Raw genomic sequence first — 13,613 nt, 5'->3', positions numbered from 1 at the left:
CCTCACGGCAGGTCCTCCCCGTAGACCTGGCTGCGCACCCGGTCGAAGTCGACGTGGTCGGAGGTGGCCACAAGGATTAGGTCGAGCAGCTTGCCCAGGTCGAGGTCGGCCAGCGGGAAGTAGCCGCTGGGGGTGGCGAGGGCCCGCATCACCTCGTCGTCGACCCCGGGCACGCCGAACGCGAACAGCTGCATCCGCCGGGTCGACCGCCACTGCTCCAGCCGCCGAGCGAGCCGCCGCCAGTCATCGGTGGGGTTGCCCTCCTCATCGGTGGGGGTGCCGTCGCTGACCAGGATCAGCCGAGGCCCCCCGGTCTGCTGGGCGTGCACCGTCTGCACGTGCTGGCGGCGCTGCTCGACGAGGTTGAGGGCCAACTCCACCGCCGGGATCATCGGGGTCGCGCCGCCTGCGACCAGGGCCGGCAGGTCGAGCCGCGCCGCGGGTACGAAGGCGCCGCCGTCCTCGGCCGACGTCCCACCGCCGGAAACCACCTTGACCCCGCCCGCGCCGAACGTGACGACCACGAACTCCACGTCTCGCAGCGGTCCGCGGCCCTCGGCGCGCACCGTGGGCAGCCACCGGGCCAGCTCCCGATTGAGCGCGTCGATCGCGCGCACACCGTTGCTCTGGGTGGCCGCCATCGACCAGGAGGTGTCGATGAGGAGCGCCACGAACCGCCGCCGGTGGGTGTCGGTGACGAACGGGATCCCGTCCGGCTCGTCCGGCTCGTCCTCGAACAGCGCGAAGGGGTTCACGGCAGGGCCGCTTCGGCCAGCCAGCGGCCGCCCGGGTCGGGACGCCGGCGAACCACGGCGCCGGGCGGCGGTGCCGGTCCGTCGCCGACCCACCAGGCGGCAACCACCACCCCGCCCGTCTCGACGAGCCCGCGCGGCTTCAAGGTGGCGTGCACGGTGCCGAGTTCGTCGCCGGACGGCGAGGGCCGCCGGGCCGCGTGCCCGGCCCGGGAGACGCCGGCCCGAAGCCGGGCGGAGAAACTCGCCACGTCTCTACCTGACGGACCGCCGATCGGCAGGGCGCTCCCGTAGCCGAGGTGCCGCCACCCGGCTCAGCTGCCCGTACCGTCCCGAAAGGACCAGGCCATGCCGTACGCGTAGCCCTGCTGCAACCCGTCGAAGGCCGACGTCACTTCGCCCACCGCGTCGGGGTGCAACCGATCCGGGCCCGGGACCCGATCGTCCACGGCGCGGGGTGGGACGCCGTCGAGCCGCCATGCGGTCACCGGCCTTCGGTCCTCCGAGAAGCGCAGCCGGACGGTGCAGTGCGCGCACGGCGTCAGCGGCTGGAAGACGTAGTGCTCCCGGACGGCCTGCCCCTCGGGCACCCGGTAGTGCACGCAGATCTGGTGCCGCTCCCCTGGTGCCAGGGTCCGGGGCAGGGCGAGGGTGAGCCGGAAAACCTGGCCGGCGTTGTGCCGGGTCAGCTCGCGGATCCGTGCTCCGAACAGTACTTCCGCGAGCACATCGTGCCCCGGCGCATCGTCACCGGGTTGGCGCGGCAGGCTGAACTGCACGATGATCCGGTCGATCGGTCTGATCGCCACGACATCCCGCGTCTCGTAGAGCTCGGGAGTCGGTGTGTCGAGTCGCATCAGCGCGTTCATCGCGTGCACGTGCCAGGCGGGACCGGCCTCGGACTCCTCGGCCGGGGTCTCCGAAGCGGCGGCGCGGACCAGCCGGGCGACCGCTTCGTCGATCCGGCGGCGGGCGGTGCGCTGCTGGACCGAGAGCTCCGCGGCAAGCTGGTCGGTGCGGCGGTCCAGCCGAAGGTAGGCGTGGGCGGGGTCGAGGGCGTACGCCAGCTCGACGGCCCGGCGCAGCTCGCGCGGCATGTCGGCGGCGAGGGCGAGCAGGATGGCCCGCACCTTCGACCGGGTCACCGCCTCCGGCTCCGTCGGCGAGGCGCCGCAGAGGTCGGCGAGCCGCGGTCCGAGTTGCCGACGCAGCGGGCTGCACTGCAGGCCCGCGCCCCGACGGAGGTCCAGCAGCTCCTGGCGGAGTCCGGCCTCGTAGGAGGGACGGGGTTCGATCCCGGCAGGCAGGGCGCTCTCCCTTCCGTGGGTGGTCCGTCAGGACGGTGCGGAGGCTACCGCAACGCCTACCCATTCCGCCGCGCCCGTCGCCCCGGCGCACGTGTCGGGCGCGACCAATTTCTGGCCAGAAAATAGGCCATTGTCTGGCCAGTGTCCGTGGCTCGCGAGCACGAGGATGGACCCGTCACGTCGCATTCTGGGGAGAACGGCGACCGATGCGCCGCCAATGCTCGAACACAGTGGATTGTCATAGCACAGACCGGCCGGCGCGCGGAGCCGCCGATCGGCCGGAGCGGGAACGGGCGCCTTGTGCCCTGACGGACATGTCCGGCTCGACGGGTTGGCCGGCGTGCCTCGGCGGATCCGCTGGTGGAGCCGCCGTATCGGCCGTGCGGCTCGACGGTTCCGTCATCGATGTGCCGCGAACCGCTCCTTCGCCGGGCCAGGGCTCGCCATATCCGTCCATTGAAGACATTGTTACTGGTCATCCAGAGCACCTCTCCGCATGCAATTTGCAGATTCGGTGCGGCGGCTCATTCCAAGAATCGGAGGGAGCGTCATGAGAAACGCGGATCATCCGGCCTCCCGATCCTTCCCCACCAGCTCTGTCAATTACGCGACACTTAACCGGCCGACGAATTCCTGCCTCGAGTCCCCCGAAACTGAACTTCGCGACCTGGCCCACCGTGGCGAGCTGGCCGCCGCCGTGGCATCCGCGGCACCGGGGGTTCGCTCCCGACTCACCAGAGCCGCGTACGCGATCGCCTGGCCGATAGTCTTCGCCAGGGTGACCCGGCCGATGGAACGCCGGCGCGGCCACTGGGCCTGTGCCACCTCGGTCCGGATGCTCACCGACGACTGCCTCGACCGGCACCACGACGACGTGGAAGCGGTCGTGGTCGACCTGCTCGCCAACGCCAGGGTGCCGATCATCGACGTCGAGCGCTGGCTCTCCGCCCGGCTCACCGCCGCCACCGTCGACGGTCACCGCCGTCGGCGCGGTGGCCGGGGTGCCCTGCAACGGCCCCGAGTCCCGGCCTGGTTGGCCAGCGAACTCGGCGACGACCCCTGGCTCACCGACCTGGCGGTGCAGATACTCACCTGGGTCGGCGTCCCGGCCACTGCCGGCACCGAGCTCTGGCCGCTGGACAGCTGGGCGCAGCGCCGCGAAACCGTGACTGGCGACCGGACCGGTGACGACTGCCCAGCCCTTTCCCGGGAGATCGAGAGGGTGCTGGCCGCCATGCGACGACGGCCCCGGTGGTACGCCGACTACGTGGAGCGGCCGCTCGGCCGCAAACACGTTCCCGTCCTCGCCGTCCCTGGTGACGAGGTGGCCGATCCCCGGCCATTGGTGCTGGTCGGGCCTGAGGAACGGGACGAAGCCCGGCTCGCCGACCTCGCGTCCGCCGCCGTGGATGCGATCAGCCGAGGCCTGCGCGGTGGGGCCGACCCGTACGGGACGGTCGTCCAGGTGCTCGGCGTGGTGTTCGGCGCTGGCACCGGCAGTGAGGAGATTGACCGTGCGCCTGGCGGCGCAGCCGCCGTCGAGGAGCGAGTGTCAGTCCTGCTCTCCGATGACGCGGCCGTCCGGCGGATCGTCGACGAGGTGCTCCGGATCATCGCCGAGATCCATCCGTGAGCACACTGCCCGCGCACGTTCGGCGGCGTCCGCCAACGCGACCGGGTCCACCCCGGCCGCGACGGCGGCGCGCCACGCCTCGGTGAGCTCCCCTTCGAGGCGTCGTTGGATACGAGCGCGCTGCGCCGGGGTCAGCTCCCCCGACGGCGGCTCCGCAGCGGCGGGCGGGCCGTTCACCGCTCCGCCACGGGGCGACGGTCGTCGGTGGTCGCGCGACTGCCGCACGGCGGGCGCCTCGTCCCCGGCAGGGCCGCCCGTCGCGCGGCCCCCGCTCGGTCACCGCCGATCATGGCCCATCGGCAGGCTGGTCCCGGCTAGCCATGTCCCCTCCGATCCGCGCCTCGCCCGACGGGTCACCCATCCTCATCTGACGGACGGGCCGGCGGCGCGGCCACTGCCCGTCGGCCGACCGGGCGCACCGGTGGCCGGCGGGCAGGCCACCCGGCGGGAGAGTATCAGCGGTGGGACTTGTTCCGATGGGATTCCACGTCGCCTCCCCTCGTCAGGCAGCCGATCCGATCTGCACGGGTATTGCACCCCGCTCTGGTGAGCGGTATTCCGGGGAAGGACGGGATTTCCCGCGGTCGCTCGTCGAGGGAGGTGCCTGTATGTCTGCGGCAGCGCTGGACGGTGACGAGGCCTGGGCGGAGGGTTCGTTCCTGGACCGGATCGCGCCTGCCGACCGCCAGGAATTGCTCACACTCGGGATCACCCGCAAGGTGTCTTCCGGTCGACGGCTGGTGACGGAGGGTGCGCGGGACACCCATGTCGAGGTGCTCCGACGGGGTTTCGCCAAGATCACTGCGGCGGTGAATGGCGCTGACCGGCTGCTGGCGATCCGCCTGCCCGGCGACCTCGTGGGGGAGTTCGGCGCGATCACCGGGCAGGGGCGGTCGGCGACCGTGACGGCCTGCGGCGACGTGGTGTCCACCGTGATCCGGCAGGTGGACTTCCTCCGCCTGCTCGACCGTCGCCCCGCCGTCGCCGCCCAGGTCACCGCGGTGGTCGGCGAACGGCTGCGGTGTGCAAACGAACGCCGGGCCGAGTTCGCCGCCTATCCGGTACACATCCGGCTGGCCCGGGTGCTGGCCGAAATCGCGGCTAGCTGCGGGCGGATCACCAACGACGAACTCGTCATCGGGGTAACGCTGAACCACGCGGAACTGGCCACACTGGTCGGTGCGGCAACGGACACCACCCAGCGGGCGCTGCGCGCGCTGCGGGCGCACCGACTCATCCGTACCGGGTACCGGCAGATCGCGGTGCTCGACCTGGCCGGGCTCCGCGCGCTCGCGGCGCAGGGCGATCGGTGCTGGCCCGGGCCGGGGCGGGATGCGCGACGGTAGACGTCCAAGAATCGGCTCCCGGTGTCCAACCACCAGCTGCACCGACAGCCCCTGAAGCAGTTCAACCCACACGACGACGCCCCGCCCTGAACGGACGGGGGCGCCCTCGAAAAGCGACCGATTCGAACGGTGGTGCGCGTGGTGGGGCGGGCGGGACTCGAACCCGCGACCGAGGGATTATGAGTGGCTCCATCCGGTTCGACCAAGCCCTCTACCTGCTACTTCGGTAGCAGCGGCGGCAACTCTGACCGCCGCTATCCTCCTCGGCCAACCCTGTTTCGCACCACGACCCGCACCACGCCTATCCCCGCCAAACCGCCTGTCGTTCACCGCCACTGCTCGCTATGACCTTGCCAGCATCATCGGCGCTTTCGAAGCAGATCTCACCAGCGGTCTTCTGACCCTGGCTGAGGGTCGTTGGATGATTGCTCAAGGGGTCTGTCTCTTCGAAGGTCATGAGGGGCAGCGTTTCGCTAGCGAGAGCCCCGTCGCTCTGCTCGTAGATCAAGCTGATCTCTGCGCCCGTCGCTACCTCGCCAGAGACGCCCTTGATCTCGACGCGAACCCGCACTACCGGATCCATCGCGGCCCCAGGCTTGGTCGCGGTTTTTGAGTCCGCGTCGTACTCAGCGGCGTGATACACGACGACCTTCGGCTTGTGAACGACGTAGTCGACCTCCCCCTCGGACGTTGTTAGCCTGATCGACTGGCCGTAGGTCACCTCGGTGATCTTCTGCTGTTCTGGACTCTCCTCAGCGGAGACCTGAGTATCCGGTTCTGTTGAGCCTGAAGGCTGGTCCTGCTGACAACCGGCAAGCAGCCCCGGAGTGAGCGCAAACATCATGACGACGAGCAGTCGGACCGGACCGTTTACAGTGCTCATGTACCAAAACCTAGACCCGCACCCAGCGATCGGCCTAGTGCCGCCGGCGAGAGGACTCGACGCCTCCGCCGCGGAACACCTGAATGTGTGTGTAGATCGTCGGAGCGTCCCTTCCCCCGTCCGATCGCAAGGGTTGCAAACGCTTCGGCTTTTTTGAGGGCCGGCGCTTCTTACGGACGACCTTCGTTGCCACCGTCTTTCGTTGACGCTCGGCCATCTCCTCCTCGTGGGCCCGTTCTCTGGCGGCTCGCCGCTCCTCCTTACGACGCCGCAGGTCCATCTGCTCATGCAGCTGGGAATGAATGTCGATCAGCTTTGTGTACTCACGGCACTTGCCATCCCAGCCATGCTCCGATGCCAGATGCCCGCGGATGGCGTCGGCGCCCGCGTGCCGCTCAGCATGCGTACCTGGCTGCGACGGTGCCTCTACGCTGTGCGCGACGTGGAGCACCGCCCGTTCCCAAGCAATCTTCATGAGACCTCCCGACGAGGGCCGCTAGTACTCAGCTATCCGTCAAGCCTTCGCCTTGCGGCCGCGGGTGGCCTTGACGGGTTGCCAGGACGTCAGCGCCTCGTCGGTGAGGTGCAGGCGGTTGGTGGTTTCGGCGAGGAAGCCGGCGTAGATGTCCGCCGGCGAGGCACCCCACTCCGGGTCGAACTCGCCGTGCCACTGGCGTACCCAGGGCAGGATCTCGCGCAGCCCCGCGACCAGCGGCAGCAGCCGGTCGGCGGCCCAGCAGTCCTCCTGCTCGCGGGCGACGATCAGCGTCGCGAGGGCCTGGGCCTGCTCGCGGTGGTCCCAGCCGGCCCAGGCGACCAGCAGCGACGGGTCACCGTCGCGGCTGGCACCCGGGTACGACACGAACCGCTCCTTGGGCACGTCGAGCTTGCCCCGATGCCGCCAGTAGCTGCCCTTGAGGAAGTCCACCGAGGTGTACTTCGGCGGCACCGGGATCTGCTTGCGGAACTCCCGCTTCGCCGCCTCATCGGGCAGCGCATCCTCCTGCCGCTGCAGCTCCCACACGTGCTCCCAGTCGGCCCGCTTGGACAGGCCGGAGTCCTTGTAGCGCAGCGCGGCCAGGTGCGGCACGTGCTCGTCGGCGACCAGGTCGGCGATCACCTTGCCGAGATCCTGACCGGGCGCGTAGATGCCAGCGACGGTGAGCACGTCGGCGTCGCGGCGCAGCTCGTCGGCGAGCTGCGCGGTGGTCAGCGGGCGCGGCTGTTCGAGGCCGTCGACGTGGTGGTACCACAGCTCCCGCGCCTCGCACCGGTCCAGCAGCCAGTCGCGCAGGGCCTTCGCCTGCATCGCGTCCCAGCCCTCGGTGGCCCAGCGACGCTTGCACTCCGGCCGCTCGATCAGCCCGATGTTGCGGTTGCCCTCGATGACCGCGATCCGCCGCTCCACGACCGCCCCGTACTCGTCCGACCAGTGCGCCGGCAGCTCCGTGATCGGCGTCGACCCGTGCCGGACGAACCACTGCGTCTCCACGCCCTCATCGCGCATCTTGCGAGCAAGCACGATCTCGAACGCCCGCTCCCCCAGCTTCAACTCCGGCACCGAAGCGGCCGGCGCCGTCAACTCCTCGTCCAGCAGCCCGTAGAGCGAGTAGACCTGCCAGTCCAACTCCTCCTGCAACGCGATCATCCGGGCCCGCACCGAATGCCACTCCTCGCTAGCGGCAGCCAGCCGCTCACGGGTCGGTGCACCAGAGGCCGCAACCGCCGCCGGGGTCACCGCGGCGAGCCGCTGCGCCAGCCCGTCAATTTCTCGACTTAGATCGAGGGGGTACGTCGACGGCAGCGGAAACTCCTCCAGCTTCGTACCGGTGAACTCGTAGCGCTCGTACCAAGGCTCCGGACTCCATCTGTTGCCGCCACCGCTGGAGTTAGCTGTTCCGCCCTTGGGCTGGCTGACCTGTTTAAGCCAGAAGCAGGCCGTCGAGCTGTTCAGCGGCCCAAGCAGCCGCAAGTAATCGTCCTCGGACGCCCCCTCCGGGAGCTTGATCACGGGAGCCGACTGCTTGAAGACCTTCCCGCCCCGGTCCAACACGAAGTGGTTGTGCGTCGCGACGAACGCGAACGTAATCGACAGCGGCGTCCGATACCGCTCCGGGACCCAGCGGTACCAGGTCCACCACGGGTCGTCCGACTCTGCGCGTGTCTGGCCGCCGAACCCAGTGGTGGACCCGAGGACTCGACGCAACAGCCACAGGTGCCTGCCCCAGGCGGCGGTGTGGTCGAACGGCGCAGGCTTGAGATCGACCCCATAGGGCACCAGCGCATGATCCTCGATGGCGCTGTCCCAGTCGCGAACGACCTCGCCGATGACCAGCGGGCGACAAAGCGAGTCGATACCTGCGCGAGGGAACCAGGCTGGTGGTGCAAAGAAGGCATCGTCCTGACCGGGAAAGCTCGCGAACCCGATCGCGCCGCTGATGCTGTTTTTTAGTGGCGTCCGGTCGGCTGCTTCCAGGGCCACCATCAGCCCCGCTGCTCCGCCCCCGCTCAGGCTCCACGGGAAGGTTGCAAGGTTGGCGCGCGGCGTGTCCGCGACGCTGATCCACTCGCTCTCGGAGCCGGGCCGATGCAACTGACCGACGATGGCCTGCCAGACGAGGCCTTGGCTGGCGTCTGTGGGCGTAGTGGCTTCACTGCGGATGCCCATTACGGCGCGAATGGTGGCTGCCCGGCTGCGGTTGGTGTTGCGGCCGATCAGGATGACGGTCGGGGTGCCGTGGCCGGGGATGTAGGCGCCGGAGGTGTCGATGACGTGGGTCAGGTTGACGTCAACGGCGAACAGCTTTTCGATCATCTTCTTGCCGAACTCGCGCTTCATGAACGAGTTGGCGGTGATCTGCCCGACGTGCCCGGCACCCTTACCTTCGCCGTTGCCAGTCTTCGCGAGCTGGAAGAAACGCTGCGCGAAGGGCACCGACAAGGCGTACTTGCCAGAGCAGGCAGGGTACATCTCGCGGTAGGCCTCGTTGAGGCCCTTGTCCTTGACAGTGATGTAGGGCGGGTTGCCAACAACGACGTGATAGCGGCCAGGGCTGAGGATGCCGGGATGCTCGTGCACGTCCTCGGTCGCGTAGGCGAACTCCGTCATCGGGTCCTCGCCGAAAAGCATGGCCTGTCGCCGCTTGATCAGCGAGTCGCCGACGGCGAGGTGCATCGGGAAGACGTACCCGGCCGAGTCGGCGAGCGTCTTGACGCCGCAGGCACGTAAGGCGGCGACCAGGAGACGGAAGCGGGCAACGGCTACCGCGAAGGGGTTGATGTCGACGCCGTGGACGGCGTCGAGGGCGAGGCGTACCCGCTCGTGGGGGTCGCGGTTGGGGGCGTGCTGCTCCCACTCCTCCAACAGGCGGTGGAAGGCGCCGAGGACGAAGTGGCCCGACCCGCAGGTGGGGTCGATCATCTTGACCACGTCGTGGCCGAACTCGACGATCGCCGGGGTGAGCGTGAGGTCGAGGATGAACTCCTCGACGAACTCCGGGGTCTGGAGCAGGGCGTATGTCTTGCGGGCCGCCTCGGAGAGGTCCTGGTAGAGGTCGCCGAGGAAGCGGGTGTCCCACTCCGGGTCGGTGAAGTCGTGGACCAGGCCGCCGGCCTCGCCGCGCCGCCGCCAGAAGGCGATCAGGTTCTTCGCCTCGTCGTGGGACAGCGGGATCTGGTAGAGCGGGTTGTGCCGCTTGTCGAAGAGTGACTTGCCGGCCTGGGTACTGGCGATGGCATGAAAACCCTGCTCCAACCAGCCGCGCAGGGTTTCGTCGGGCTGGTCGCGGAAGAACTGCGCCTCGGCCTCCTCGGCGAGGACCAGGCGGTCCCCCGGACCGGCCAGGTAGGGGTCGGGCAGCAGGCCGTTGTCCTCGCAGAAGCGAACGAAGACGGTGCCGAGCACCCACGCGACGGCGACCTGCGTTACCCGCTCGTCCCGCCATGCCGCCCACGTGGTGGCGGTACGCCCGACCTCGAAGGCGTGGTCGTACTCGCCACGCAGCTTGAGGCGCACCTCCTCGACCGACTCGGCCTGCTCCCGCAGGTCCTTTTCCAGGTTCTTGACCTGCTTCTGCAGGTCGCTCAACAGCAGCTTCCGGTCGATCACCCCGCGAGCCTATTCGCTGACCCAGGCACTCCGCCTTCGTCCATGAGGCCTGCGTTGCGCCGGGGTTCAGGTCAACCCCGACGCACTCACATAGCAGGTCCCTCGGCGGTCCGGACCACAGAGTCGTCCTTCACCGTCTCAGTCACTGACGCTTGGGCGTGTTAGCCGGTCCGGACGGCGGGATTGGCCTTCGCAGCCAGCGATGCCGCCTTCCACACCGGCAGCACACCAGCCTCCCGCCTACCGCCTCAGCCAGCATCTCCTCCTGCTGTAGCGGGCAGTAAGCCACCCAGACGAAGCAACCGTGGACAGTGCGGTCATCTTCGACGCCTCTTACGCGCTCTATTTGATCCATTTTTATTTCCTCTTATCCAGATTGAGATCATGCGATGCCACCTTCCATGGACTTGGTACATCGACATTTTCGGGCTGAGTTCGAACTCGGTCCAACCATAAGCCACGGAACCAGTTCGTCGCAAGCCATTCATCGTCGCTTATCGATTGCTTGCCGCAGAAACAGGCCTCTGAGCAGCACTGATGCCCTGAGCGCGACTTTGGCAGCCGTCAAGGGTGCCTCTGTATAGGAGTACCGGCGAATTTATTGGACGGTCTTTAAAACTGTCCAGATTAAAGAAAGTGCCGCAGCTAATAATGAGCGGACCAAGAAGCGGTTCCAGGGTTTATCGCCAACAGCTACTGACGTCTACCGTCTTTATGCCTCATCTGGGGCAGTCTTCGGCAGGGTGGGGCTGGCGACCGGGTCCGGCCCAGGTTCGGCCGGGGGTCCGGGGCATGCCCCCGCAAGCAGCCCTCTGGGACCCGTGGAGGGCGCATCTGCTCACAGCTAGCCCCGCAGGGAAGGCGACGCGAAGACGGCCCACCCTGACCCACAAACTCGTGACAGAGGCTCCCCGCGGCATCCGAACGAGCCATATCGTCGCGGCCATGGAGCGCTCAGCGGAGAACGCCTCGCCTCTCGGTCACCCTCGGTGCACCCTCCATGGAGATCAGCCATCGACCCAGATGGGTGATCTTTGATCGAGCGAAGCTCGATCCCGCGACGCGCGAAGCGTCGTCGCCAACCGCAACCAACGACGAACCGCACCAGACCTACGAACCCGGACCACCCACCCACACCACAGCCCAGCCCCAACCACCCACCACCCGAACCCCCCTTGCCCTGCCCACTCCGAAATCCCGACCCCGGTCCCATAGCGAAGCGGGACTGGGGTCGGGATTTCGGAGTGGGCGTTCTGGGCAAGGGGGTGACCTGCCCGGACGGTTCATACCGCACTGCTAAACCCCGGGCAACTGGCCTGACAGAACGGCAGGGGTCTAAAAGGTCTTTAGCAGTGTTCTTGCCATGCCGGTCGCCGCCTGCTGCAACTGGCGGCGCACCGCGCACAGGCGGAGGAGCCAGATCCATCCCGTCGCCTGATCTTGATCTGTCCGGCGTTCTCCCTCCGGGGCAAGGGCTCGCCGAAGGCGACCGCGAAGCGGCTCGGCCCTTGCGGCGGAGGGAGGTTGTCGGGCAGCCCTTGCGGCAGGCGGCGGGATGGATCTCCCACGACGATCCACACGCACAGTGACAGCCGAGGGTTGATCAACCATCCTGGAGCCTGCCCGTCCGGCGAGGACATGCTCTGGCCTCAACCAGGACGCCGGCTGCGCCGACGAACAAGACCTTGGGGCGCTGCCCCAAACCCCGGCCCGGCTCGGAGACGCAAGATCACCGGACGGTGGTCGGGTGGAGCGGGGTCGGTCTCCTCACGCGGTCACCCGGAGGGATGCCACACCGCACGTTGCGGACCTTGCTGCCCATCGCGTCGCCGATGCCCTCATCAACTCCCCGTTGGGCGACTGCCGGGCACTCCGGGTCGCCGAGCAGAATCTCGACCCGCGCCCCGGCCTCTGCCTTGGCCCTCAGCGTGGCGACGAGCTGCGGCTGCTGCTCGGGCAGGAGAATTGTCTTAGGGCCTGACTTCCCTTCTTAGTTGAGACCTTTCGCATCCTTGAGACTGATGCCGTGCTGGTCGGAGGGCTGGGTAATCGGCCGATCCGGCCGGCGCGGTATTCTCGAAGCAAGAGTCACCGCCGCCCGCTGGTCTGACTCAGAAAGCCAAGCGGCATACACTCGCAACGTAGTAGCCCCTCCCCCGCCGTGCCCGAGGCGCCCAGCAACGGTCCGCACGTCGACGCCCGCCGCGATTAGCTCGGTCGCCGAGTAATGCCGAAGCGCGTGCAGGTTCGTGGCAACGCCGAGCCGCGCGGCCATCCGGCTGAACCGCTGGGTGGCCGTGTCGGGCACGAGCGGCGTACTGCTATCCGGGTCGGTTGAGAACACGTAGACATCCGCTAGCAGGGACAACCCCAGCGCTGACGCACGAACCTGGGAGCGCGTTAGCTGGTCTCGTAACACCTCGACCGTTTCCGCGTCCAGGGCGATACGGCGCTGCTGATGCGTCTTGGTGTCCTTCTCCCGCAGCTTGCCCGCGTCGTCCACGTATAGCGCGCTCCGCAGGGTCAACACGGCAGCATCCAAGTCCACCGCGGACCACCGTAGTGCGCACAGCTCGCTGCGCCTGGCCCCAGTCGTCATCGCGACCCAGACGAAGGTGCCCCAGTCCGGGTCCTTCCACGCCTCCTCGACCAGCCGGGCCGCCTCGGCGGCGGACGGCGGGTGCGGGTCCGGCTGCGGCATCCCCGGCTTCTCCGCCTGGTTGGCCGGGTTGACCGCGATCCAGTGCCATCGAACTGCCCGGTTCAGCGCGCCGGACAGGATCCAGTGAATCTGCCGGATCGACGCCGGCGCCAGCGGCTTGCACTCATGGGGCCGGCACTTGTCCGTGCACTCGTGCCCGCCGGCCTTTCGGTGCTCGACCGTCTTACGGCCGCCTCCACAGTGGTCGCGACACCTGCGCAGCACGGCGTAGAACGACTCCAGCGTCTCGGCGTCCAGCCGGCCCACCGGCAGCTTGCCGAGCAGCGGCCGAACGTGCTTGTTCAACTTCTTGACGTACCCCTGCCGCGTCGACGCCTCGACGTCGAGCACCTCGAGCCAGCGGTCGAGCAGCTGGTCGACCGTCGCCCGGGTCCGCGGGTTTCGGCGCTCGTCGACCTGAGCCAGGAAGCGGGTCCTTGCCTTTTCCGCTTCCCGGTGGGCGCTCGGACCGGCCGGAATGGTCTCGGTCAGGTAGTGCCGCTTCCCGGTGATCGGGTCGATGCCCGCATAGACCTTCACCCGCAGCGAGCCGCTGGGCAGCTCTTCGATCTCGCCTCGTTGGCGCTTCGTGCGCCGAGTAGCGGTCGCCATGGGGCTGACCGTAGCGCACTCGCACCACAAGTAGCACCACGCGTAGATCGGCGACTACGTGTTTTACCTGGTGGGGCGGGCGGGACTCGAACCCGCGACCGAGGGATTATGAGTCCCCTGCTCTAACCCGCTGAGCTACCGCCCCGCTACCGCGCCGGATCGTAACCCGCTCAACGGATCACCGGCCATCACCCGTCGGGTCGGCTTGATGATCTGGCCGGCACGATGGGCAACGCGAGGATAACAGCGCGCAGCGGATCATTCGGTCCCG

Annotated in this window: 9 protein-coding genes and 1 tRNA gene; 2 read left to right on the top strand and 8 right to left on the bottom strand. The window is 68.4% G+C overall.

What is annotated here, in order from left to right; genetic code table 11:
- Positions 1-2 precede the first annotated feature (2 nt).
- The 3 genes from ABZ452_RS05705 to ABZ452_RS05695 all read right to left on the bottom strand — a co-directional run bounded on the left by ABZ452_RS05705 (position 3) and on the right by ABZ452_RS05695 (position 1,897).
- Positions 3-755, bottom strand: coding sequence for a hypothetical protein (locus ABZ452_RS05705; protein WP_357939307.1), 753 nt, complete (start codon positions 753-755; stop codon positions 3-5).
- Entirely contained in the window at positions 752-1,003 is a 252-nt protein-coding gene (locus ABZ452_RS05700; RefSeq protein ID WP_357939305.1) for a hypothetical protein, read from the bottom strand. Before ABZ452_RS05700 ends, ABZ452_RS05705 begins: the two co-directional genes overlap by 4 nt.
- Positions 1,004-1,066: 63 nt before the next feature.
- Complete coding sequence (locus ABZ452_RS05695; protein ID WP_357939303.1) at positions 1,067-1,897, bottom strand: hypothetical protein; 831 nt, start codon at positions 1,895-1,897, stop codon at positions 1,067-1,069.
- A 940-nt stretch (positions 1,898-2,837) separates the two neighbouring features.
- Here ABZ452_RS05695 and ABZ452_RS05690 point away from each other — a divergent pair.
- Entirely contained in the window at positions 2,838-3,692 is an 855-nt protein-coding gene (locus tag ABZ452_RS05690) for a hypothetical protein (protein ID WP_357939301.1), read from the top strand.
- A gap of 608 nt (positions 3,693-4,300) precedes the next feature.
- Positions 4,301-5,038, top strand: a complete 738-nt coding sequence (locus ABZ452_RS05685; protein ID WP_357939299.1) for a Crp/Fnr family transcriptional regulator — start codon at positions 4,301-4,303, stop codon at positions 5,036-5,038.
- Between the two features lie 301 nt (positions 5,039-5,339).
- On the opposite strand, the gene ABZ452_RS05680 is transcribed toward ABZ452_RS05685, so the two are convergent.
- The 5 genes from ABZ452_RS05680 to ABZ452_RS05660 all read right to left on the bottom strand — a co-directional run bounded on the left by ABZ452_RS05680 (position 5,340) and on the right by ABZ452_RS05660 (position 13,487).
- Complete coding sequence (locus tag ABZ452_RS05680; RefSeq protein ID WP_357939297.1) at positions 5,340-5,921, bottom strand: hypothetical protein; 582 nt, start codon at positions 5,919-5,921, stop codon at positions 5,340-5,342.
- Positions 5,922-5,955: 34 nt separating this feature from the next.
- Positions 5,956-6,396 (bottom strand): hypothetical protein, encoded by a 441-nt coding sequence (locus ABZ452_RS05675; RefSeq protein WP_357939295.1) that lies wholly within the window; start codon positions 6,394-6,396, stop codon positions 5,956-5,958.
- A 39-nt stretch (positions 6,397-6,435) separates the two neighbouring features.
- The gene (gene pglX, locus ABZ452_RS05670; RefSeq protein WP_357939293.1) at positions 6,436-10,029 is read right to left on the bottom strand and encodes a BREX-2 system adenine-specific DNA-methyltransferase PglX; all 3,594 of its coding nucleotides are present in this window, start codon (positions 10,027-10,029) and stop codon (positions 6,436-6,438) included.
- A gap of 1,990 nt (positions 10,030-12,019) precedes the next feature.
- A complete protein-coding gene (locus ABZ452_RS05665; protein WP_357939291.1) occupies positions 12,020-13,342 on the bottom strand; it encodes a tyrosine-type recombinase/integrase in 1,323 nt (440 codons plus the stop codon).
- A gap of 68 nt (positions 13,343-13,410) precedes the next feature.
- Positions 13,411-13,487, bottom strand: a tRNA-Ile gene (locus tag ABZ452_RS05660).
- Positions 13,488-13,613 lie beyond the last annotated feature (126 nt).

Origin of the sequence: Micromonospora sp. NPDC005707 (assembly GCF_040631005.1) — a bacterium.
Lineage (GTDB): Bacteria > Actinomycetota > Actinomycetes > Mycobacteriales > Micromonosporaceae > Micromonospora.
Note: the sequence above shows the minus strand (reverse complement) of the source record. Positions and strands in the feature narration are given on the sequence as shown.